18 protein-coding genes, 2 tRNA genes and 1 pseudogene are annotated in these 24,055 nt (G+C 33.9%); 12 read left to right on the forward strand and 9 right to left on the reverse strand.

Annotated elements, in window-relative coordinates; genetic code table 11:
- The first annotated feature begins 193 nt into the window (after positions 1–193).
- From GQR95_RS06980 to GQR95_RS06995, 4 genes are read left to right on the forward strand one after another with little or no spacing between them, the layout of a single operon-like run.
- Positions 194–1,330: an Mrp/NBP35 family ATP-binding protein gene (locus tag GQR95_RS06980; RefSeq protein WP_159022492.1), complete on the forward strand. Its 1,137-nt coding sequence runs from the start codon at positions 194–196 to the stop codon at positions 1,328–1,330.
- Between the two features lie 4 nt (positions 1,331–1,334).
- Entirely contained in the window at positions 1,335–1,574 is a 240-nt protein-coding gene (locus GQR95_RS06985) for a NifU family protein (RefSeq protein WP_159022493.1), read from the forward strand.
- A gap of 33 nt (positions 1,575–1,607) precedes the next feature.
- Positions 1,608–2,660, forward strand: coding sequence for an NAD(P)/FAD-dependent oxidoreductase (locus GQR95_RS06990; RefSeq protein ID WP_159022494.1), 1,053 nt, complete (start codon positions 1,608–1,610; stop codon positions 2,658–2,660).
- 58 nt (positions 2,661–2,718) lie between these two features.
- The gene (locus GQR95_RS06995; protein ID WP_159022495.1) at positions 2,719–3,054 is read left to right on the forward strand and encodes a 2Fe-2S iron-sulfur cluster-binding protein; all 336 of its coding nucleotides are present in this window, start codon (positions 2,719–2,721) and stop codon (positions 3,052–3,054) included.
- A gap of 111 nt (positions 3,055–3,165) precedes the next feature.
- Here the strand turns inward: GQR95_RS06995 and GQR95_RS07000 are convergent.
- From GQR95_RS07000 to GQR95_RS07020, 5 genes and pseudogenes are all read right to left on the reverse strand, one after another.
- Positions 3,166–4,033 (reverse strand): annotated as a pseudogene (locus GQR95_RS07000) (serine/threonine protein phosphatase).
- Positions 4,034–4,064: 31 nt separating this feature from the next.
- Positions 4,065–5,243, reverse strand: a complete 1,179-nt coding sequence (locus GQR95_RS07005) for an acyl-CoA dehydrogenase family protein (RefSeq protein ID WP_159022496.1) — start codon at positions 5,241–5,243, stop codon at positions 4,065–4,067.
- 95 nt (positions 5,244–5,338) lie between these two features.
- Positions 5,339–6,052, reverse strand: coding sequence for a tRNA1(Val) (adenine(37)-N6)-methyltransferase (locus GQR95_RS07010; protein WP_159022497.1), 714 nt, complete (start codon positions 6,050–6,052; stop codon positions 5,339–5,341).
- Positions 6,053–6,270: 218 nt separating this feature from the next.
- Positions 6,271–6,801, reverse strand: coding sequence for a ribosome maturation factor RimM (rimM, locus tag GQR95_RS07015; RefSeq protein WP_159022498.1), 531 nt, complete (start codon positions 6,799–6,801; stop codon positions 6,271–6,273).
- A gap of 65 nt (positions 6,802–6,866) precedes the next feature.
- Complete coding sequence (locus GQR95_RS07020; protein ID WP_159022499.1) at positions 6,867–7,391, reverse strand: 30S ribosomal protein S16; 525 nt, start codon at positions 7,389–7,391, stop codon at positions 6,867–6,869.
- A 149-nt stretch (positions 7,392–7,540) separates the two neighbouring features.
- Here GQR95_RS07020 and GQR95_RS07025 point away from each other — a divergent pair, with 149 nt between their 5' ends.
- The 8 genes from GQR95_RS07025 (at position 7,541) to GQR95_RS07060 (ending at position 15,285) form a co-directional block, all read left to right on the forward strand.
- Positions 7,541–8,056 (forward strand): DUF6252 family protein, encoded by a 516-nt coding sequence (locus GQR95_RS07025; RefSeq protein ID WP_159022500.1) that lies wholly within the window; start codon positions 7,541–7,543, stop codon positions 8,054–8,056.
- Between the two features lie 137 nt (positions 8,057–8,193).
- The gene (gene dnaE, locus GQR95_RS07030) at positions 8,194–12,582 is read left to right on the forward strand and encodes a DNA polymerase III subunit alpha (RefSeq protein ID WP_159022501.1); all 4,389 of its coding nucleotides are present in this window, start codon (positions 8,194–8,196) and stop codon (positions 12,580–12,582) included.
- Positions 12,583–12,717: 135 nt separating this feature from the next.
- A complete protein-coding gene (gene trxA, locus GQR95_RS07035) occupies positions 12,718–13,035 on the forward strand; it encodes a thioredoxin (protein WP_159022502.1) in 318 nt (105 codons plus the stop codon).
- An 84-nt stretch (positions 13,036–13,119) separates the two neighbouring features.
- Positions 13,120–14,049 carry a DUF58 domain-containing protein gene (locus GQR95_RS07040; RefSeq protein WP_159022503.1) on the forward strand — a complete coding sequence of 310 codons (930 nt, stop codon included), beginning with the start codon at positions 13,120–13,122 and terminating at the stop codon, positions 14,047–14,049.
- Positions 14,050–14,131: 82 nt separating this feature from the next.
- Positions 14,132–14,205 (forward strand) — tRNA-Asp (locus GQR95_RS07045).
- 314 nt (positions 14,206–14,519) lie between these two features.
- A tRNA-Asp gene (locus tag GQR95_RS07050) sits at positions 14,520–14,593 on the forward strand.
- A gap of 309 nt (positions 14,594–14,902) precedes the next feature.
- Positions 14,903–15,040, forward strand: a complete 138-nt coding sequence (locus GQR95_RS07055; RefSeq protein WP_159022504.1) for a hypothetical protein — start codon at positions 14,903–14,905, stop codon at positions 15,038–15,040.
- A gap of 59 nt (positions 15,041–15,099) precedes the next feature.
- A complete protein-coding gene (locus GQR95_RS07060) occupies positions 15,100–15,285 on the forward strand; it encodes a hypothetical protein (RefSeq protein WP_159022505.1) in 186 nt (61 codons plus the stop codon).
- Between the two features lie 110 nt (positions 15,286–15,395).
- Here GQR95_RS07060 and GQR95_RS07065 read toward each other — a convergent pair whose 3' ends face one another.
- The 4 genes from GQR95_RS07065 to GQR95_RS07080 all read right to left on the reverse strand — a co-directional run bounded on the left by GQR95_RS07065 (position 15,396) and on the right by GQR95_RS07080 (position 23,777).
- Positions 15,396–16,283 (reverse strand): transglutaminase family protein, encoded by an 888-nt coding sequence (locus GQR95_RS07065; protein WP_159022506.1) that lies wholly within the window; start codon positions 16,281–16,283, stop codon positions 15,396–15,398.
- A gap of 2 nt (positions 16,284–16,285) precedes the next feature.
- On the reverse strand, positions 16,286–18,847 hold the full coding sequence (locus GQR95_RS07070; RefSeq protein ID WP_159022507.1) for a circularly permuted type 2 ATP-grasp protein: 2,562 nt from the start codon (positions 18,845–18,847) through the stop codon (positions 16,286–16,288).
- A gap of 7 nt (positions 18,848–18,854) precedes the next feature.
- Positions 18,855–22,187: a DUF2126 domain-containing protein gene (locus GQR95_RS07075; RefSeq protein WP_159022508.1), complete on the reverse strand. Its 3,333-nt coding sequence runs from the start codon at positions 22,185–22,187 to the stop codon at positions 18,855–18,857.
- 291 nt (positions 22,188–22,478) lie between these two features.
- A complete protein-coding gene (locus tag GQR95_RS07080) occupies positions 22,479–23,777 on the reverse strand; it encodes a D-alanyl-D-alanine carboxypeptidase/D-alanyl-D-alanine-endopeptidase (RefSeq protein WP_233266015.1) in 1,299 nt (432 codons plus the stop codon).
- Positions 23,778–24,055: the final 278 nt, after the last annotated feature.

A 24,055-nucleotide genomic window follows, 5' to 3' on the forward strand; every position in this document is an offset into this window, starting at 1 on the left:
TAAAGGGGACAAAACAGAGGTGTAATTAACAAATCTTTGCCAAATAAGAGTTTCAATAATTAAACAATTCACAGTATATTTGTGTTTTAGATTTAATCTAAATAAATAATTTTTGAAATTAATGTAAGACCTTCTGTATTAGCTCTACTAAAAGCGTCTCTAGCTTTATAATTTCACAAAGAATAAATTAAAAATGAAGATACAAAAAGAAGATGTTTTAAAAGCATTAAAAACCATTACGGTTCCTGGTGAAGGACAGAATATGGTAGATAGTGGTGCCGTTAAAAATGTAATAGTTTTTGGAGATGAGGTTGTTGTAGATATTACCATAGCAAACCCTAGCTTACAGGCAAAAAAGAGAACTGAAGTTGATATTTTAAAGACCATTCACGATTTAGTTTATGAGAAAGCTAAAATTAAAGTGAATTTAAAAGTTGAAGCTCCAGCTGCTCAACCTAAAAATGAAATAAAAGGAAAACAAATTCCTGGTATTAAAAATATAGTTGCTGTTGCATCTGGTAAAGGTGGTGTAGGAAAATCTACAGTAACAGCAAACTTAGCAGTAACGTTGGCTAAGATGGGCTTTAGTGTAGGTGTTTTAGATGCCGATATTTATGGGCCTTCAATGCCAATTATGTTTGATGTTGAAAAAGAGCGTCCGTTATCTGTTACTATCGATGGAAAAGCTAAAATGAAACCGGTAGAAAATTACGGTGTCAAAGTATTATCTATTGGATTCTTTACTAAGCCTGATCAGGCAGTTGTTTGGAGAGGACCTATGGCTGCAAAAGCATTAAATCAGATGATTTTTGATGCGCATTGGGGAGAACTAGACTTTTTATTATTAGACTTACCTCCAGGAACGGGAGACATTCATTTAAGTATCATGCAATCCTTACCAATTACTGGTGCTGTAGTTGTAAGTACACCGCAAACCGTAGCTTTAGCAGATGCTAAAAAAGGAGTAGCGATGTTTCAACAAGAAAGCATAAATGTACCTGTATTAGGAATAATTGAAAACATGGCGTATTTTACACCAGAAGAGTTACCTGAAAACAAATATTATATATTTGGTGAAGCAGGTGCAAAACATTTAGCCCAAGATTTAGATGTGCCATTTTTAGGAGAATTACCATTGGTACAAAGCATTAGAGAAGCAGGAGATGTTGGTCGCCCAGCGGCATTACAAGCAGATACTGTTTTAGAAAAATCTTTCGAGAAATTAACTCAAAACGTAGTTCAGGAAGTAGTAAAACGTAATGACGATTTACCACCAACAGAGGCAATTAAAATCACGACGATGGCTGGTTGCTCGTCCGTTAAAAAATAAATTTATGACTTCAGAGGAAATAAAAATAAATGTTGAGAAAGCGTTAGACGAAATTCGTCCGTTTTTAGAAAGTGATGGAGGAAATATTTCTCTGATTTCTATAGAAGACGATAAGTTGGTTCGTGTACAACTTCAAGGTGCATGCGTGGGCTGTAGTGTAAATCAAATGACGCTAAAGTCTGGGGTAGAAATGACCATTAAAAAGTATGTGCCACAAATTGAGCAAGTCATAAATGTAGAATAAAAAGTACAATTACTTTTTAGAAGATTATTATAAATGATTACAACAGATATTCTAATTATTGGGGCGGGCCCAACCGGATTATTTACCGTTTTTGAAGCTGGATTATTAAAATTAAAGTGTCATTTAATAGATGCTTTACCACAAGCAGGTGGACAGTGTTCAGAGTTATATCCTAAAAAACCGATTTACGACATTCCTGGTTTTCCAGAAGTTCTTGCAGGAGATTTAACAAAAAACTTATTAGAACAGTCTAAGCAATTCGAACCAGGGTTTACCTTAGGAGAGCGTGCAGAAACTGTAGAAAAACAAGAAGATGGTTCTTTTATTGTTACGACAAATAAAGGCACACAACATCAAGCTCCTGTAGTTGCAATTGCAGGTGGTTTAGGTAGTTTTGAACCTAGAAAACCGTTAATTGATAATATTACTTCTTTTGAAGATCACGGTGTAGATTACTTTATTAAAGACCCTGAAAAGTATAGAAATAAACGCGTTGTAATTTCTGGTGGAGGAGATTCTGCATTAGACTGGAGTATCTTTTTGTCTGATGTTGCTTCAGAGGTGACTTTAATTCATAGACGAAACGAATTTCGTGGTGCTTTAGATTCTGTAGAAAAAGTGCAAGAATTAAAATCTCAAGGAAAAATTAATTTAGTAACACCTGCAGAAGTAGTTGGTGTGTCTGGGAACAGCCATATAGAAAGTGTAACGGTTAAGAAAGGAGAAGAAGAGTTTCAAATAGAAACAGATCACTTTATTCCTTTATTTGGTTTGTCTCCAAAATTAGGACCTATTGCAAATTGGGGCCTAGAAATTGAGAAGAATGCTATTAAAGTAGATAATGCTTTAGATTACCAAACCAATATACCAGGAATTTATGCTATTGGAGATGTGAATATATATCCAGGTAAATTAAAGTTAATTTTATGTGGATTTCATGAAGCGACACTAATGTGTCAATCTGCTTATAAAGTAATTAATCCAGGTAAAAAATATGTGCTTAAATATACTACTGTAAGTGGTATAGATGGTTTTGATGGATCTAGAAAAGAATCGCCAAAAGCTGTTGTTAAGGCAATAAACTAAAAAAATAAAGTGTAGTTTTGGAGGAGTGTTTTATACATTTGTCAAGCAGTAATTTACTATGGAAGAACAAGATATAAATATAAAGATAACAGATAGAGATGGTGTAACACACGATGTTGTAGCACCTACAGATATGGCAATGAATTTAATGGAAGTAGTGCGTTCTTACGAGCTTGCTCCAGAAGGAACCATTGGTATTTGTGGTGGAATGGCTATGTGTGCTTCTTGCCAATGTTATGTGTTATCTGATACAGAATTACCGGAAATGCAAGACGATGAAGATGCGATGTTAGCAGAAGCATTTAATGTAAAAGATAATAGCCGTTTAGGTTGTCAGATTCAAATGACGCCTGCAATGGAAGGATTAGAGGTCGAACTAGCACCAGAAAGTTAGAACCTTTTTTTATTGGTAATCGTATAAAATATAATACCCAAAATAGCTTGTCTTCAAGTTGTTTTGGGTATCATTATTTATAATGATTTTTTTAAATTTTTAATAAATTGTTTATGACGTTTTGTAATCAATTAATTTTTTAGGGCCTTCTAATACGGTTTTTACAATTCTAAAATAACCTTCGTCTGTTGTTGAGGTATCCCATTTTATAAGAGAAATTTCCCCATTTTCTATTTCTATACCTGTAATACTGTGCGGGTGTACACAACTTCCATCGTTAAAAAAAGCAATATGTCCAGGTTCAGGAAAGCGGGGTCTATGTGTGTGTCCAACAATTGTAATTAGATTCTTATTAGTCTTAATCCATTTTTTAATATGGCGTTCAATTCGTATTAATTCTGTATAGTTTTTACCAGGACTTGTTGGGTCTAAAATGCCCATAACATTTAAAGGTTTCCATAAAACACGCACCATAAAACGGCTTAATTTCCAACACTTGTAATTCCACCAATCTGCCTGATGTCCGTGTGTTAAAAACACTTCTTGTTCAGACTCTTTATGTTTTAAAACTATACCTTCATGGTATTTAATGTCTGTAAATAAAGGTGCTTAAATGTTTTTTTACATAATTCTCCTTTCGATAAACCATATCGTGATTTCCCCAAATTAAATCTAGGCGATTATCATGGTAAAGGTCTTTCATTATCATGTATACATTCTTATGTGCCTCAAAAATGGATTTAAAAGTCCGGTTTTCCCAAAGTTCATCACCATCACCTAGTTCGCAATAATGAAACCCGTTTTTACTGTAGTGTTGTAATGCATGAAAATAGATGTTTCTATTGTGTGCCAAATCGTCTGCAAAACTATTGTCACCACGGTGGCAGTCGCTAAAAAATATAAATTTAGATGTATTATCGAATGCTATAATCTTTGCAGTTTTATAAGCGCGATCTAATCTTTTTTGAGATGAAAACATAAATTAAATATATATAAAATCAGTTTACGTCCTACTTAAAAGCATTTAGACCTGTAATATCTAATCCGGTTATTAAGAGATGAATATCGTGTGTGCCTTCGTAAGTAATTACACTTTCAAGATTCATGGCATGGCGCATAATACTGTAATCTCCAGTGATTCCCATTCCGCCAAGCATTTGTCTGGCATTGCGAGCAATAGTAATTGCCATGTCAACATTGTTACGTTTAGCCATTGAAATTTGAGCAGAAGTCGCTCTTCCTTCATTCTTTAAAACACCCAAACGCCAAGTTAATAATTGTGCCTTGGTGATTTCTGTAATCATCTCTGCTAATTTTTTTTGCTGAAGCTGAAACTGTCCAATGGGTTTTCCAAATTGCATACGTTCTTTGCTATATCTTAAAGCGGTGTCGTAACAGTCCATAGCGGCACCAATGGCTCCCCAAGCAATACCATATCTAGCAGAATCCAGACAACCAAGTGGTGCACCTAATCCAGATTTGTTTGGTAATAAATTGGCTTTAGGGATTTTTACATTATCGAAAATTAATTCTCCAGTAGCAGATGCCCGTAATGACCATTTGTTGTGTGTTTCTGGCGTAGTGAAGCCTTTCATGCCGCGTTCTACAATTAACCCGTGTATGCGTCCTGTTTCATCTTTTGCCCAAACTACAGCAATCTGTGCAAAAGGCGCGTTAGAAATCCACATTTTGGCACCGTTTAGTAAATAATGATCTCCCATATCTTTAAAGTTGGTAACCATTCCAGACGGATTAGAGCCGTGATCTGGTTCTGTTAATCCAAAGCATCCAATCCATGTTCCGCTGGTTAATTTTGGCAGATACTTTTGGCGTTGTGCTTCGTTACCATATTTCCAGATAGGATACATGACTAAAGACGATTGTACCGAGGCTGTGCTTCGGATACCAGAATCTCCACGTTCTATTTCTTGCATGATTAAACCGTATGAAATTTGATCTAAACCTGCTCCTCCATATTCTTGCGGAATGTAGGAGCCGAAAGCGCCAATGCTTGCTAGTCCATTTATAATTTGTTTCGGAAATTCTGCTTTCTGTGCGTATTCTTCAATTATAGGAGAGATGTCGCGTTTTACCCAAGCTCGTGCTGTGTCGCGAACTAATTTATGTTCATCGGATAATAAATCGTCTAGATTGTAGTAATCTGGTGCTTCAAATACATCTGGTTTCATAAAGCGTATGTTTTAGAAAAAAGCAGATAGCCTTTGTCTTTTGTTGAATAATCTTGAGTCGTATCTCTCAAATTTAGCGATTACTCAGCAAAACATTACATCTTTAAATAGAAATCTTTGGTAAGCTTAATGTAGTCTTCAGTGTAATTATGGCGATCTGTTTCAATAATAAGTGTGTTCGTTTCTGTGTCTGTTTTAGTGAATGAAAACTGCATTAAACTACGCTTAATCTCTGAATCAGGATTGCCTTTTACATGAAGAATTTTATTCGGAAATAAATTAACTTTTAATGCTAATTCAATAATATTAGATTCTTCTTTAAAAGGAATAATTAGGCAAAATATACCGTGTTCTGATAGTAGTTTAGAAGCACTGTCTATTAAGTGATCAAAAGGAAGTGCCTCTGAAAAACGTGCTAAATCGCGCTGTTCGTTAGCTGTTTTATAGTCTTCAGAATAAAATGGCGGATTAGAAACAATAAGATCATATTGGTCTTCAATTTCATCAACAAACTCTTCTAAAGCGGCGTGGTAGCAAAACAAACGATCTGCCCAAGGTGCGGTTTCAAAATTATCTACACATTGTTCGTAAGCCTCGTCGTCAATTTCCATCGCATCTATAAGTTCTGCATAGCTGCGTTGTGCTAACATTAAGGCTATTACGCCCGTTCCTGCACCAATGTCAAGAATAGAAAATGGATTATGATCTATACTTGCCCAGGCACCAAGTAATACACCATCTGTACCAATTTTCATGGCGCAACGGTCTTGGTTAATGGTGAATTCTTTAAACTTAAATGGCTTACTCATAATAAAGTTTGTATCATCTCATTGAGAAGGAAGTGCGATTGAAGAATCTTTTTTAATCCTGATGAAATTCCTTGCTTAGGCTCGGAATGACATTTTTTTTATAATTTGGTTGTAGGTGTTGTCAGGCTGAACTAGTTTCAGCATCTCATTTTTTATAGTTAATGTAAAGTCTATGTGAGACAGTGAAACAAGTTCAGGTGTGACGTATTTTTAAGAGATTATTCTTCCAAATATAAATCAATTAAACCTTCTGGAGTTTCTACAAAAATGGTTTTGTTAGGCTTGTCTACCTTAGATATAAACTCGTCGTTCATTGGGATTAAGATTTCAATACCATCACGATCTATTTCAAAAAGCGCTTGTGCAGTAGAGTCGTTTATAGATTGAATAATACCCACTTTTCCAAAATTAACATCTTCTACGGTAAACCCTATAATTTCATGAAAATAGAATTTGTTACCTTCTAGTTCTGGTAAGAAATCAAGTGGTAAATATAAATCCGATTTCATTAAAGCATCAGCATCTGCTTCTGTATCTACATCTTCAAATTTAATACGTAACAATTCCGATTTATGAAGCTGAGACGATTCAATAAAAAATGGGACTAAATTATTACGTAAATCAATAAATACTGAATCCATATCTTCAAATAATTCAGGCTCGTCGGTATCTAGTTTTATTAGTAATTCACCTTTAAAACTGTACTTTTTTACAATCTTTCCTAGAAAGAAACATTCATCTTTTTTCATAATATTTTAAATAAAAAAACCCGACAACGAGTTGTCAGGTTTTAAAAGTATAAAAAATTAATTTTTTATTCTTCTTCGTTAGAAGTTTCTTCTGCAGTTTCAGCGTTAGCAGCAGCTTCAGCAGCTTTTACTTCAGCTTCAGCCTCAGCGGCAGCAGCAGTTCTTGCATCGTTAACAGCTTTTTCAGCATCTAAAGCTTTTGCTTTAGCATCAGCATCAGCTTTTGCTAAACCATCTTTTTTAGAATCAACTTTACCAGTTTTTTCTTCTAACCAAGCAGTAAATTTAGCTTCTGCTTGCTCTTCAGTTAAAGCACCTTTTCTAACACCACCAACAAGGTGATTTTTAAGCATTGCTCCTTTGTAAGATAAAATTGCCTTTGCAGTATCTGTAGGTTGTGCACCGTTTTGTAACCAAGTTACAGCACCGTTTACATCTAATTCGATAGTTGCAGGGTTTGTGTTTGGATTGTAGCTACCTAATTTTTCTAAGTATTTACCATCTCTTTTTGATCTTACATCAGCTGCGACGATCCAGTAAAAAGGTTTCCCTTTTTTACCATGTCTTTGTAATCTAATTTTTACAGGCATAATAATTAATTAATTGAGGTTCTCGACCTCGGTTATTAATAAGGGCGCAAAGATACTATAAAAAATTAATATTCAATAACTTAATTTAAATGAAATGATATTCGTTTTTTATTCTATTTTTGAATCCCTAACGTAATACACTTGAATTTATGAAAACTTGGTTTGCTGTACTTTTAGTCTGTTTAACGCTTACAGGATGTGAAGATGATTTAGAATTTAATGATCCTGCTTTACAAGCTAATAAAGATGGTGAACTTTGGAAAATGGGAACACAACAAGTGTCTAATACGTCGGGAACTTTAATAATTTCGGGTGAATTAGATCGGACTACTATTAGTTTAGAATTACCAGCTCTAAAGGTCGGAACATATTACGTGGGGCAAACAACAGATGCAGACGTGGTTGCAGATGCGAAAGCAATATTTACAGATGCAGATGGTGTTGTGTATTCTACCTTATATAATGCAGAAGATAGTTTAACGACTCCAAATATAGACGAGAGTGTGGTGTATTATTCTGAAGGACAGATAGAAATTGAAGAAATTAATACAGTCAAAGGTTATGTAAGTGGTGTGTTTTGGTTTACAGCGTATACGGGTTTAGGTACCGAAAAAGTAGATTTTAATCAGGGGGTGTTATATCAAGTACCTTTTGTTACAGAATAAATTCAATATAAAGCAGTTATATAAAGCAGCACTTCGTGTTGCTTTTTTTTGTTTATAAAAGGTTGAAGAACTTCGTCGGATAACTCATAATTATTCTTAATTTTAACCTCCTCATTTTTTTAGCACAACAAATTTTTATGTACTTAATATTCGATACAGAAACTACAGGTTTACCAAAGCGTTGGAATGCACCAATTAGCGATACAGATAATTGGCCAAGATGTATACAAATTGCTTGGCAACTGCACGACGAGCTTGGAAACTGCATAGAACATCAAGATTATTTGGTGAAGCCGGAAGGATTTAATATTCCTTACGATGCAGAAAAAATTCATGGTATTTCTACCGAACTTGCCCAAGAACAAGGACTGCCTTTGTCTGAAGTTTTAGAGAAATTTAATGTTGCTCTAGGTAAAACTAAGTTTGTTGTTGGTCAGAATGTAGGGTTCGACCTTAATATAATGGGGGCAGAATTTTATAGAGAAGATCTAGAAAATGAATTGCAGGAACTTCCTGTTTTAGATACCTGTACAGAAATTACTGCAAAATTATGTCAGATTCCTGGAGGACGTGGAGGTAAATTTAAACTACCAACGTTAACAGAGTTGCATCAGTTTTTGTTTAATAAACCTTTTGGAGATGCGCATAATGCCACTGCCGATGTGGAGGCTACAACACGTTGTTTCTTTGAGTTAATTCGAAGAAAAGAATATACTGTTGAAGCTTTAGATGTTCAGCCAGATTATTTCGAACGTTTCGATAAGGCCAACCCACAAGAGATTCAGTTAATTGGTTTAAAGCATATCAATTTACAGAAGGCAAGTGCTAAAATTAATGCACGTTTACAAAAAGCACAGAGTACAGATCTTTCTGAAGCAGAAATAGAAGAAAATATTTCAACGTTAGAAGATGCTAATTTTTCGCATTTACATAATCACACTCAATTATCAATATTACAATCTACTATAAGTATACCTAATTTAGTAGGTGCAGCAGCTAAGCATAATATGACGGGTGTTGCGATAACCGATCATGCAAACATGATGGGGGCTTTTCACTTTGTAACGGCAGTTATTAATCATAATAAAGGTGTTCGTGCAAAAAACGAAGAAGCTATTGCAGCAGGTAAAAAGCCTGTGTTAAACGAAATGAAACCTATTTTAGGGAGTGAGTTTTTTGTTTGCGAGGATCATTTAGATAAAACAAGAAAAGACAACGGGTACCAAATCGTTGTCTTTGCAAAAAATAAAAACGGGTATCATAATTTAGCGAAATTATCGTCTGCGGCATTTACAGATGGATTTTATTATGTGCCTAGAGTTGATAAAAAACTGATAGAACAATATAAAGAAGACCTTATTGTTTTAACCGGAAATTTATATGGAGAAGTACCTAGTAAGGTGCTTAATGTTGGAGAAAAACAAGCAGAAGAAGCTTTACTTTGGTGGAAGGAACAGTTTGGAGACGATTTGTATATTGAGTTAATGCGACATAATCAGGAAGATGAAGATCGTGTAAATCCTGTTTTAATAGCGTTTTCTAAAAAGCATAATATAAAGTTAATAGCTACAAATAATACCTATTATCTAGAAAAAGACGATGCCAATGCACATGATGTTTTGTTATGTGTACGTGATGGTGAAAAGCAGGCAACTCCAATAGGTCGTGGTCGTGGTTACCGTTATGGTATGCCAAATCAAGAATATTACTTTAAGTCGCCAGATGAAATGAAGGCGCTTTTTAAAGATATTCCTGAAGCGATTACCAATATTCAAGAAATTGTAGATAAAATTGAAATCTACGAATTAGCACGTAGTGTCTTGTTGCCTAAATTCGATATTCCTGAAGAATTTCAATTTGCAGAAGACAATGTAGACGGTGGAAAGCGTGGAGAAAATGCCTTTTTAAAAGATATGGCTTTTAAAGGAGCCAAAATTAGATATGGAGAAGAACTCTCTGAGGAAGTTGTTGAGCGTCTAAACTTTGAGCTTGAAGTTATTGAAAAAACAGGGTATCCTGGATACTTCTTAATTGTAGAAGATTTTATTCGTGCAGCACGAAGAATAGGTGTTTCTGTTGGTCCAGGGCGTGGATCTGCAGCAGGGTCTGTAGTTGCGTATTGCCTTTGGATTACAAACATCGATCCGATGTTGTATAATCTGCTTTTCGAGCGTTTCTTAAATCCAGATCGTGTAAGTATGCCCGATATTGATATTGATTTTGATGATGAAGGTCGAAGTCGAGTTATGGATTACGTTATCGAGAAATACGGAAGCAATCAGGTGGCTCAGATTATTACTTACGGTACCATGGCAGCTAAATCGTCTATTAGAGATACTGCACGTGTTTTAGATTTACCACTTTTTGAAGCCGATAGAATTGCGAAGTTGATTCCTAATATGTCTAAGCTGAAAAAAATATTTGCTTTAGATGAAAAGGGATTAAAAGAAAAATTTAAAGCAGAAGAATTAGAAAAGGTTAATGAACTTATAGGACTTGCAGATGGTGATAATCTAGAATCTATAACCTTAAACTTGGCAAGACGTTTAGAGGGTTCTGTTAGAAATACAGGAATCCATGCTTGTGGTGTAATTATTACGCCAGACGATATTACTAAATTCGTTCCGGTGTCTTTGGCAAAAGATTCTAATTTATATGTCACACAGTTTGACAACTCGGTTGTAGAATCTGCTGGATTATTAAAAATGGACTTCTTGGGGTTAAAAACATTAACCCTAATTAAGGACACCGTAAAAATTATAAAAGCGAAACACGATATAGATTTAGATCCAGAATCTATTCCTTTAGACGATGTTAAAACATACGAGCTGTTCCAGCGCGGAGAAACAATTGGAGTGTTCCAGTATGAATCTCCAGGGATGCAGAAACACATGCAGTCCTTAAAGCCAACAGTTTTTGATGACCTTATTGCCATGAACGCCTTGTATAGACCGGGGCCAATGGAATATATTCCGAGTTTTATTAGAAGAAAACACGGTGAAGAAGAAATTGAGTACGATTTACCAGCGATGGAAGAGTACTTAAAAGAAACATACGGGATTACGGTTTACCAAGAGCAAGTAATGCTTTTGTCGCAAAAATTAGCAGATTTCACGAAAGGTGAAGCCGATGTTTTGCGTAAGGCAATGGGTAAGAAACAGATTGCAGTACTTGATAAAATGAAGCCTAAATTCATTAGTCAAGCGAGTGAAAAAGGTCATGATCCTAAAAAATTAGATAAAATTTGGAAAGACTGGGAAGCCTTTGCGAGTTATGCCTTTAACAAATCTCACTCGACGTGTTATGCGTGGATTGCATATCAAACCGCATATTTAAAAGCGCATTACCCTGCAGAATATATGGCGGCTGTTTTATCGAATAATATGAACGATATTAAACAGGTTGCATTCTTTATGGAAGAGTGTAAACGTATGAAATTGAGTGTGCTTGGTCCAGATGTGAACGAGTCTTTTTATAAATTCTCTGTAAACGATGAGTATGCCGTGCGTTTTGGAATGGGAGCAGTAAAAGGTGTTGGTCATGGTGCTGTTATGACTATTGTTGAAAACAGAAAAGAAGGAGGTCCATATAAATCTATTTTCGATTTTGCTAAACGTATAGATTTGCGAGCTGCAAATAAAAAAGCGTTTGAAAGTCTTGCTTTGGCAGGAGGATTTGATTGTTTCTCAGATACACACCGATCTCAGTATTTTCAAGATGAAGGCGATGGTATTACGTTCTTAGAAAAAGCAGTTAAATACGGAAGTAAGCATCAAGAAAACGAAAATTCTGCACAGGTAAGTTTATTTGGAGAAGCAAGTGATGTGCAAATAGAAGAGCCTTTAGTCCCGCCTGCAGACGAGTGGGGGAATATGGAGAAACTTGCAAGAGAGAAAGAAGTTGTTGGTATTTATATTTCGGGACATCCGTTAGATGATTTTAAGATTGAAATGAAAAATTTCTGTAATGCAAATTTAAGTATGTTCAGAAATTTAGAAACATGTTTAAATGCCGAGCTAACTTTTGGTGGTGTAATTACTGATGTGCAACACCGTGTAAGTAAACAAGGTAAAGGTTGGGCTTTGTTTACAATAGATGATTATTTTGATAGTTATGAATTCAGAATATTTGGAGAAGATTATTTAAAATTCAGACACTTTTTTGTAGTAAATAGTTTTGTTCATGTAAAAACCTTTGTTCGTGAAGGTTGGGTAAATAAGGATACAGGAAAGAAAAGTGATCCAAGAATTCAGTTTAATAGTTTTCAGCTGTTACACGATGTTATGGATCAATATGCAAAGAAATTATCTATTCAGTTAAGTATAAAAGATTTAACAGAAAATAAAATTAAAAACTTAAAACAATTGCTAGACGACCATTTCGGAACTAAATTACTTAATTTCTTGGTTTATGATCAAGAAGATAAAGTAAAGTTGCCTATGGTAAGTAGAAAGCAAAAAATAACAATTTCGCAAGAATTATTGCATGCCCTGGACGATCAAAATGTGTTTTATAAGTTAAATTAGATTAACTTTATTAAAAATCATCAATTAAGACAATTTGGCAATAAATAAAACAAATAGTCGCCGTGTAAGGTTTGGCAGAATTTTTGACTAATTTTGTGTAATAAGATAAGAAGTAGAACTTTTAAAATAAAAATAATGGCATTAGAAATAACAGACGCAAACTTTGAGGAAATGGTATTAAAAAGTGACAAACCAGTAGTAGTAGATTTTTGGGCTGCTTGGTGTGGTCCTTGTCGTATGGTAGGTCCTATTATTGATGAAATTAGTACAGAATACGATGGTAAAGCTGTAGTTGGAAAAGTAGATGTTGATGCAAATCAAGATTTTGCTTCTAAATATAGTGTACGTAATATTCCTACTGTTTTGGTATTTCAAAACGGAGAAGTTGTAGAACGTCAAGTAGGTGTAGCACCTAAAAAATCATATACAGACGCTATCGATAAGCTTTTGTAATCGCATTAAAACAATATAACATGTAATTAAAGGTTTGGCTTAGTGCTAAACCTTTTTTATTTTTAGATGGTAATAAAAAAAATCATGGATTTAAAAGAAGAATTACAACATGTAGGCGGGTTTGTTAATCTAGAATTATTGGCTAAACAAGTTGTAGAAGGTTTTATAGCAGGTATGCATAAAAGTCCGTTTCATGGTTTTTCTGCTGAATTTGCTGAACATAAAATTTACAATCAAGGAGAAAGTACAAAACATATAGATTGGAAACTGTTTGCTAAAACAGATAAGTTATACACTAAGCGTTACGACGAAGAGACGAACTTGCGTTGCCATCTTATTATAGATAATAGTAGTTCGATGCATTATCCAGACCTTCAAGATTTTTCAATAAATAAATTAAATAAAATTGCATTTTCAGCATTAGCTTCAGCATCTATAATGCATATGCTTAAACGTCAGCGTGATGCTGTGGGGTTAAGTGTATATAGTAATACTTACGATTATTATGCACCGGAAAAAGGGAGTGATAGGCATCATCATATGTTGTTAAACGAGTTAGAGCGTGTGGTTTTATCCAGGCCTAAGGCTAAAACTACAGATACTTATACCTATTTACATCATATTGCAGAAAAGCTTCATAAACGCTCTTTAATTGTTTTGTTTACAGATATGTTTCAGGAGTCTGCAAATAAAGACCAATTGTTTGAAGCCTTGCGCCATTTAAAATATAATAAGCATGAAGTTGTATTGTTTCATGTGTTTGATAAAGAGAAAGAAAAACGCTTTAATTTCGATAATACGCCAAAACGATTTGTAGATGTAGAGACAGGTACGCATATAAATGTGTACGCCGAAAATATAAAAGAGACCTACGAAAATGAAATTTCAGTCTATTTTGAAGCTTTAAAACTAAAATGTACGCAGTATAAAATAAAATATGTCGAGGCAGATATTAACGAAAATTTCGATAACATATTGACAGCCTTTATGGTAGAACGCTCAGGTTTTTTGTAATACACATTAGTTCTAAAAAAGTTTAAATATTTATTTGTGTAATTCAAAAAGGAGTGTATATTTGCACTCGCAATAACGCAACGGTCTGGTAGTTCAGCTGGTTAGAATACCTGCCTGTCACGCAGGGGGTCGCGGGTTCGAGTCCCGTCCAGACCGCTATATTGCTTAAAGCTCCATTCTTGGAGCTTTTTTTTGCAATAAAAAGTAGTTGTGTTGTTTAGATAGGTTTAGCGCTTATCTAAGGTTTACGTTGTTAAACCAATGAAAGGCTTTCCTTTTTTCATACATTGAAAACAGGGATGCTTTTTTATTTTAAGACCATTTGGTTTTATATATAGAAATTTTTTTTAGTCGTAAATATTTGTAAATGTATAAGTTAACTTTGTAATGAAAGATAATAGTGAAAAATATTACTTTTTATAGCTGAGTTGTTAGAAAAGAGTGTATCTTTGCAGTCGCAATAATGCAACGGTCTGGTAGTTCAGCTGGTTAGAATACCTGCCTGTCACGCAGGGGGTCGCGGGTTCGAGTCCCGTCCAGACCGCTATATTGCTTAAAGCTCCATTCTTGGAGCTTTTTTTTGCAATAAAAAGTAGTTGTGTTGTTTAGATAGGTTTAGCGCTTATCTAAGGTTTACGTTGTTAAACCAATGAAAGGCTTTCCTTTTTTCATACATTGAAAATAGGGATGCTTTTTTATTTTAGGATAGTTCTATTCTCATTTTATTCAAAAAAGGCATGCTTGGTAATCCTAATGTCTAAGTAGCTTGTTATATACTCTAGTGTTAAAAATCTTCTTTAAATAAAATTTAAAAGAATTTAATAGCCTACGACGATAATGGTAATCCGAAAACATGGTGTTTTATGAAGATGAATACGATTATGAAACCGATGAATATTGGGAAAAAGAATGTACTGCAGAAATTAAATATGACGAAGCACCTAATCCTTATTATTATACATTAGAACTGCGGGTGTTGTTGATGCGTTAGATAAGGTTAAATTAAATTTTAGTATCACGCAATCTTCAGAGATTGTAAAGGCTAAGCTTTTGTTTCCTTTAAATAATCCTTCTCAAGTTATTTATAGAAATCAAGAAAATGAAATTGTACTTACCTTAAATGCAAATTATGTTTATGATGATGATAATTATCCAAAATCTGCAACTTTAACTTCTGTAGATTCTAGATATGATGAGAGTACTTCATTAACACTTATATATAGCTACGTAAACTAAAATTTAGAGTTTAGTTTATCTATAATAGTTCCATTTATTACTAAAAAAACTGAATTACAAATCTAGGTTCGTAATTCAGTTTTTTGTTTTTAATATATTTTTTATCAGAATTAAGCCGGTCTAATATCTACGGCTACATTCATTTTGTTTTTTCCTGTACTATATACTACGCCTTTTAATGGTGGTACATCGTAATAATCTCTTCCCCAAGACACTGTAATGTGTTGGTTTTTTGGAATCTGATTGTTTGTTGGGTCAAAATCTATCCAGCCAAATGTTGGTATGTACACAGAAAACCAAGCGTGAGAAGCATCTGTTCCTACTAATTTTTCTTTTCCTGGAGGCGGTAATGTTTCTATATAACCACTAACATAGCGTGCGGGTAATCCCATAGAGCGTACACAAGCTATAGCAATTTGTGCAAAATCTTGACATACACCTTTCTTGGCTTTTATTACTTCTTGTATGGGAGTTGCAATGGTACTAAATTCTGAGTCGAATTTAAATTCTTTAAAAATACGTTGCATCAATTCAAAAGCAGCTTCAAAAATGGGTCTGTCTGGTTTAAAAGATTTTTCAGCATAAGCCTTAACTTCAGGCGATATTTGGGCTATGAAAATAGATTCTAATATAAATTGCTTAATGTCTATAAACTCTTTATTATTTGTCTTTAAAATAGCTAAACCTTCTTTTAAGGTTACGGTTTTTCCTGTTTCCGAATCTTCAATATGTGGTTGCAGTTCATAATCTCTTTCAATGATGCTTTTTGCTGTAACTTTTAATTTTTTATGTGGTTTTTGAATAGAAAATCGTGTAATTGTGTTTCCAAAAAAATCTAAGCGATCAGTAATTTCAGATGGCTCTGGACTTATTTCAAGTTCATAGTCTAAAAGCGTTTGGCCCAACATTGTTTTGGGCTTTAATGTTGCGATATTATGACAAAAGGTTACGCCACTATCATAATCGTAGCTAGTTGTATGTGAGACTTTAAATTTCATAATTATAATTCGAAATTTTGATTAACCAATTGCTTTTGTTGGTACGAATGATTAAAGTAAGTGTCTGATATAGCTAAAGACATTTCATGAAGTAAATCGCTTAATTCTGTTAAAGCGTCGTCTAGATTTTGTCTTATTATAGTGTCTGAACTTAATTCAGACAAGGAGTCTATATTTAAGTTCTGAATTTTAGTGTTCGCTGCCGAGATAAACTTTTGGCAATCGGTTGTTTCTCCTAAACCTTCAGGATGTGGTAATCTATCTATGTCTTTTTGTATACGTCTTAATTGATAAGTTAACGATTTTGGATATCCTTTATCTAATAATAGCAGATTAATTACATTTTTTGTACTTAAATAAGATCGGTAACTGTACCTGTAAATATTTAAACTTTCATGACTATTTAGTACTGCCTCTAAAATTTCGTATTGAGGTTGTTCGTTATAATTTACAACTAAAAGAGAACGACATTTAGCAATATTCATCATGGATTGCTCGGTTTGTAAACCAATAAAATACAAGAGTAAACCTTGTTCTACCATAATGCTCTCTTCAATAAGTGCCATAAAAGCGATAAGTCTTGTAATAATCTTATCTAATATTTTTATAAGCGATTGAATTGTGCTTTTTTCATCGGCTTGATTTACAAATAGTTTCCAATTTTTCTGAATACCATCAAAAACACGCCACATGTCTTTAGACCATAAATTACGTAATGTATAATATGAGTTATTAAAACTAGAAAGTGTTTGCGCAAAACTTCCTATTCTATCTGAATCTATCATAATTGATAGAATCTCTTTTAACGGATTGTTTAGTGCAACTTTTCCTTTTTCTCCTACAAAACCAGGAAACGTAAAAGTAAGATGTGTTACAGATTTTAATAAACAAACTAAGCTTTCAGATTGCTTTTCTTGCTTGTTATATTGTTCGTTACTCATCTTATTTAAAACGGTACGTAAATAGCGAGCAGTTACTAGTGCTCTTCCTAAATAACGTCCAGACCAATATAAGTTTTCGGCCGTGTTACTTGGTAAATCATTAATGCCTGGAATTGAAATTTTACCAGTGTTATTCCATGAATAATTCTGAATATTAGTTTGAGGCTTGTCTGTAACAACCCAGAAATCTTTACTTACACCGCCACGATGATTTGAAACAAATAAGTCTTCGCGTTCTGCAGCAACTCTTACTAAACCACCAGGCATAACAGAATATCCGTCGTCTTTGGCTATAGAAAATGTTCTACACATAACCTTACGAGGCTCTAATTTGCCTTTCACAAAATCTGGAGCTGTAGAAAATATTATTTTTTCCTGAGCTACAAAAACATAAGGATTCGTAATGATTTCTTTTTTTAACTTTTCTAAGTCTTCTTTTTCTAAAAATTCGCAGAAAACAATGCTTTCTCTATTAGATTTGTCTATACGTTTTAAAACTAAATTTGTTAGATTCTCTAAAACATAATCGCGTTCCTTTTTCTGTCCGCACCACCAAGAACCTATTTGCGGAAGAATTAAATCTTCTTTAAAAAAGTATTTGCATATGGCACTCATAAAAGGTATGAGTCCTGAGTTTTCTAAAATTCCGCTTCCTATTGGGTTAACTATTGTAACATGTTGTTCTCTTACTACATCAAGTAATCCTGCAACTCCTAAATAAGAATCTTCACGAAGTTCTAAAGGATCCATAAAAACATCGTCTACACGTCTTAAAATAACATCGACTTGTTTTAACTCTTTTAAGGATTTTAGCCAAACTTTTCCATCTCTTACAACCAAATCGTTCCCTGTAACTAAAGGATAACCTAAAAAAGACGACATATAAGCATGTTCGAAATAGGTTTCGTTTAAAGGGCCAGGTGTAAGAATAACAATGTTTGGATTGTCTTGATTTTGAGGTGCCGCATCTAAAAGCATTTTATTAAAATCGGCAAAGAAAGATGTTGGCGGTTTTACATGAATGTCGTTAAAGACATCTGGTAAAATACGACTGGTTGCATATCTGTTTTCTAACGCATAACCCATTCCCGAAGGCGCTTGTGTTCTGTCGTTAACAACCCACATACGACCATCTGGTCCACGAGCTAAATCGGCCGAATGAATTAATAAATTCTTAGCTGTTTTGTATTGAATCTGATCGCATTGTCTTAAAAAACCACGATGCGCATAAATAACCTCAAGCGGAATAATTCCGTTTTTAATAAGCTCACGCTTACCATATATATCTTTTAACGTTAGGTTTAATAATTCCGAACGTTGTTGCATTCCCTTTTCAATTGTTTCCCATTCTTTTTCGTGAATAAGAAAGGGAACAATGTTTAATTGCCATGAGCGGTGCATCCCTTTTGGGTCGTTGTAAACATTATAGGTTACACCGTTTTCGTCCATTAACCAATCCATTTCATCTTGCTTAGAGATTAAGGTTTTGGTGTCCATTTGGGTTAGATTACTTAGTAATTTTTTCCAATTCGGATTAACAGACTTATTTGATTTAAGAACTTCGTCATAATTTTTAAAATCAGAAAAATAGTTCTTAAATAATGTGTTTTTATCAATCGGCATTAATCATTTATTTTTTTCTTAAATCTAGAGTATAAGGGAACTCAGAATTAACCGGTTGCTCCTCGTATTTATACTTTCTAGAACTGCCGTGAATTTCGACATTTCTACTCGAATTATTATCATCTTGTTCAATTTTTTCTACTTCAAAAATTTCGCCTTGAGTGTGTCCTATGTCCCAGAAACGGTTAATTCTCCTAGATTCAGCTTCATAGCTATTAACCGGATATGTTTCGTAAGATCGTCCTCCTGGATGTGCAACAAAATATGTGCAACCTCCAATGGCACGTTTGTTCCAAGTGTCAATAATATCGAATACTAAAGGTGTGTCTACATCTATTGTTGGGTGTAATGAAGAATGCGGATTCCATGCTTTATATCGAATACTCGCTACAAATTCTCCTTTTACACCTGTATTGTTTAAGTTTATTTTTACACCATTACAGGTTAATACGTAGCGCTCTTCTGTGAAATGAGAAACTTTAACTTGAATACGTTCTACAGAAGAATCTACATATCTTGCGGTTCCTCCGCCAGTCATTTCTTCACCTAAAACATTCCAAGGTTCTATTGCTGCACGTAATTCTAAATTAATATTGTTTATTTCAACCATACCGTGAAGTGGGAATCTAAATTCGAAGAACGGATTAAACCAGTCTTCTTTAAATTTGTATCCAGCTTTGTTAAGTTGTGTAACAATGTCTTTTATGTCTTCTCTAACGTAATGTTCTGTTAAGAATTTATCGTGTAATTCTGTTCCCCAACGCACTAAATCATGCTCGTAAGGTTTTTTCCAGAACCAGGCAACAAGTGTTCTTACTAATAAGTTTTGCATTAAACTCATTTGTGGATGCGGAGGCATATCAAAAGCACGTAATTCTAAAATTCCTAAACGTCCAGAAGATGAATCTGGAGAGTATAATTTATCGATACAAAATTCTGCACGGTGTGTATTTCCTGTTAAATCGGTTAATAAATGACGGAATAATCTGTCTGTTAACCAAAATGGAACTTTACCACTTTTTGGAATCTGGCTAAATGCAATTTCAAGTTCGTATAGGTTTTCCATACGAGCCTCATCAATACGTGGCGCTTGACTTGTGGCACCTATAAATGCTCCAGAAAATAAATAAGAAAGTCCTGGATGGTGTTGCCAAAAAGTTAGTAAACTTCGTAATAAACTTGGTTTACGTAACAATGGGCTATCTTTAGGCGTAACGCCGCCTAAAGTAACATGGTTTCCTCCACCGGTTCCGGTGTGTTTACCATCTAACATGAATTTTTCTGTTCCTAAACGCGACTCTTTTGCAAGTCTGTAAAGGGTTAATGTGTTGTTTGTAAGTTCTTTCCAGTTTTTAGCAGGCTGTACATTTACTTCGATTACACCCGGATCTGGAGTAATTTTCATAGACTCTAAACGGTTGTCTTTTGGCGGATCGTAACCTTCTAAAACAACAGGGATATTAAGTTCTTTTGCTGTAGATTCTATAGAAGCGACTAGATCTAAAAATATTTCAGCAGTATCTAAAGGCGGGAAAAATAAATGCATTTTACCTTCTCTAACTTCTGCACATAAACCTGTACGGATAAAAAAGTTAGATGTGTCTTTAGAAATACCTTCCTCTTTAACCTTATTAGAACGTCTTAAGACAATGTTCTTATAACTTGGAAGTTTTTTCTTTTTTGAAAAATTATCGGGTTCCTGTTGTGGAAATTCTCCAAATTCAGGATCTCTAAGCAACGAATCTAGAGGTAATCTTAGTCCGATAGGAGAGTTTCCTGGAATTAAAAATAAATGTTTACGTCTAAAACTCCATGTGTTAGAATACCAAGTATCTGCTGTGTTATTTAGTGGTAATACATGCCCGATGGCTTTAGATTTTCCGTCTTTAAGGATTTGCTTTAATTTGTCTTTAACTAACAAAGCACCATCATCTACAGTCGGGTCTACATCAATAGGTAATTTACCTTCTTCCCACATAAAGTAAAACGCATCTTCGTAAGCGGGAATGATGTGTTTGTCTGTAATGTCTAATTTTTGGGCTAAGGTTTTTAAAAATAATTTAGTTGCATTTTCAGGCAACACGGGATTATTAGAGAATAGAGATAATAAATTTTTATTATGCCAGATTTTCTTACCGTCTTTTCTCCAGCAAAGTTCTATTTGCCAACGCGGTAGTGGTTCTCCTGGATACCATTTACCTTGCGCTTGGTGTAAAACACTACCATTATCGTATTCGTCGTATAATTTAGCAGCTAAATTTTTTGCCAATTCACGTTTATGAGGTCCATCTGCGGCTGTATTCCATTCTTCAGATTCCATATCGTCTATAGAAACAAAAGTAGGTTCGCCACCCATGGTTAATCTTACATCGCCTTTTTCTAGTTCTTTTTCAACCTTAAAACCTAGTTTGTAAATGGCTTTCCATTGCTCTTCGGTGTATGGTTTAGTTACTCGTGGAGATTCAAAAATACGTTTTACAGAATTTTCAAATTCAAATTCAGTTTCACAAATATCTGTCATTCCAGAAACTGGTGCAGCACTTTCAAAAGAAGGTGTACACGCTAATGGAATATGTCCTTCTCCTGCTAATAATCCTGAAGTGGCATCGAAACCAATCCAACCTGCACCAGGAAGATAGACTTCGGCCCAAGCATGTAAATCTGTAAAATCTTCTTCCGGACCAGAAGGGCCATCTAGGGATTTTTCATCAGATTTTAATTGTACTATATATCCAGATACAAATCGTGCACCAAAACCTAAGTGACGTAAAGTTTGTACAAATAGCCAAGCGTAATCACGACAAGAACCTGTTCTGTGGTCTAGCGTTTCTTCGCAAGATTGTACCCCAGGATCCATCCTGATGTTATATTTTAAATATTCATAAATTTTCTGATTGATGTCAATTAAAAAATAAATGGTTTTTCTAGGTGTTGTATCAATCGTTTTTAAGAAATCTTCTAGAAGCTGACCTCTTTCTGTGATTTCTAAATATGGAAGAAGTTCCTTTTTTGTAGTCTCAGAATATTCAAACGGATATTCTTCTGCACTTTCTTCAACAAAGAAATCAAACGGATTTATGGTCTTTAAATCGGCTATTATTTCTACCTCGACAGTTAATTCTCTAGTTTTTTCAGGAAAAATTAATCGTGCCATATAATTTCCGAAAGGGTCTTGTTGCCAGTTAAAAAACTGTTCCTCGGGTGTAATTTTAATAGAATATGCTTCTATTGGTGTACGACTATGAGGTGCGGGACGTAATCTAAAAATGTGGGGAGATAACGACACCAATCTGTCGTATTTATATTTTGTTTTGTGTGTAATTACTATTTTTAAAGCCATAAATAATCCAGTTAAAGACATTACAATTTAAGTGATTTTTATGCGATAATTTCAAGATCTTATGAAAAATAATAAAAGATTGTAAATTGTATATTAATAACAATAGTTAAATGATGTATTTATAATTTTTTTATATGTTTTTTGTTAAATAGTATTTATGTCTGCTTTTTAATTTAAATAAAGCAATGTAAGGTGTTAATATTATAGCGTTTTGTTTTTATTTTAAAGGCTGTTTTCTTTGTTTAAGGAGTTTAACGATGTCTTTCGTTTTTAGGTGATATTTCTTAAAGATTAATAGCTGTCTCTTAAGTATTCGAAAATTTGTTGCATGCGTTTTTTTACTTCTGTTGTAGGGGTTCTGTAGTGGTTATTCATAAAACTAAAAATTAATGTTTTTCCAGATTTAGTTATTAAAAATCCGCTTAAGCAATAATTGTTTCCAACAGTTCCGGATTTAGCGTAAATATAGGGTTCTGGATTTCCTGCATACCAATTTTTTAGGGTTCCAGATTGTCCGCCTACAGGGAAGAAACTTAATAAGCGCTCACGCGGAATTGTAGCATATAATTTTGATAATATTTGCACGAAAGAGAGCGGTGAAAATAGGTTGTATCTGCTTAATCCGGAGCCATCAACCCAACGCGGTTTTTGTTTTAAATCGTTTAAATAATCATCTAATATATAGTTTCTAACTAATGCGGTATTTAAGGTGTCTGATATTGTGCTCGATGCCATAACTAGCATTTGTTCGGCAAGAAAATTGTCGCTTTTGTGCATCATACGTGTGTAAAGAGAGTCGGATGGAATGCTATAGGCTATTTCTGGAGTAGATGTAAATGCGGTGTTGGTAAAGCTAACTTTTCCTGGCAGTACATCTTTCCAAAGATTTTTAGTGGTTAAACTGTCAAATACAATAGGGATTTCTACAGCACGTGTTTTTGTAGTGTCGTAATAAAAAATATTTTTGTTGTATAGACGACTTATTTTTTTTGTTTTTTGAAAAACACTGTCTTTAAAGTATTCTGGATTAACGTCTAATTTATTAGTATTAGAAAGACTCAGTACGTTTCCATACATGGGGAAGCTTGTACGTTCTGGACTATAATATGTATCGTAATCTTCCCAAGCCCATCCTGGTCCAAATTTATCATCGGCAAACGTGTTTTTTATAATCTTTACATGTTTGTAATTTGCAGCCCATTTTAGTGCTGTACTATCTTTAAAATAAGGATGTAAAAATGTAGGGTTACCAATTCCTTTTATAATTAGGGTGTCTTCTAGTTTCTCGTAATAAAAAGCAGGAACGCTATCTTTTAATAATGTTAAGGCACTAAATAATGTTGCAATTTTTGTGTTACTGGCAGGAATAAAATATTTTTCTGCTTGGTGCTTATAAATAGTGTCGTTTGTTTCTGGATCTAAAACCATGATTCCTGTAAACTGATTGTCATAAAGAGGACTAGAAATGGTTTTGGTAATGGCTTTATTTGTTTTCGCAGATTTACAGCTTAGTGTTATTATAGATATAATAAAAATGAAAAGTATTTTAAACGTAATCGTTTTTAAGTTGAAATTAGAAATGCGACACATATGTATTATTTTAAGTAAAAATGCGAATAGATTTAATTGAATTTATCTTGAAATATAAATGTAATAAACATTAATAGGACACGTTTTTTAGAAAACTAGAGCTTTATAATTTTGCCGTTTTTTTGCGATAGTTTCTTAAATATTGACGTTTTTAACATTAATGTTAGGTTAAAATTAAGTTTTAAAGTAATAAATATGCAGGTGTTAGTCATGTTTTATTGTGTTCTTTTTTTAGTTTTTTATGAAAACAATATTTGTTTGTTGTTTAAGGTGTCTTA

Source organism: Formosa sp. L2A11 (genome assembly GCF_009796865.1).
GTDB lineage: Bacteria > Bacteroidota > Bacteroidia > Flavobacteriales > Flavobacteriaceae > Formosa.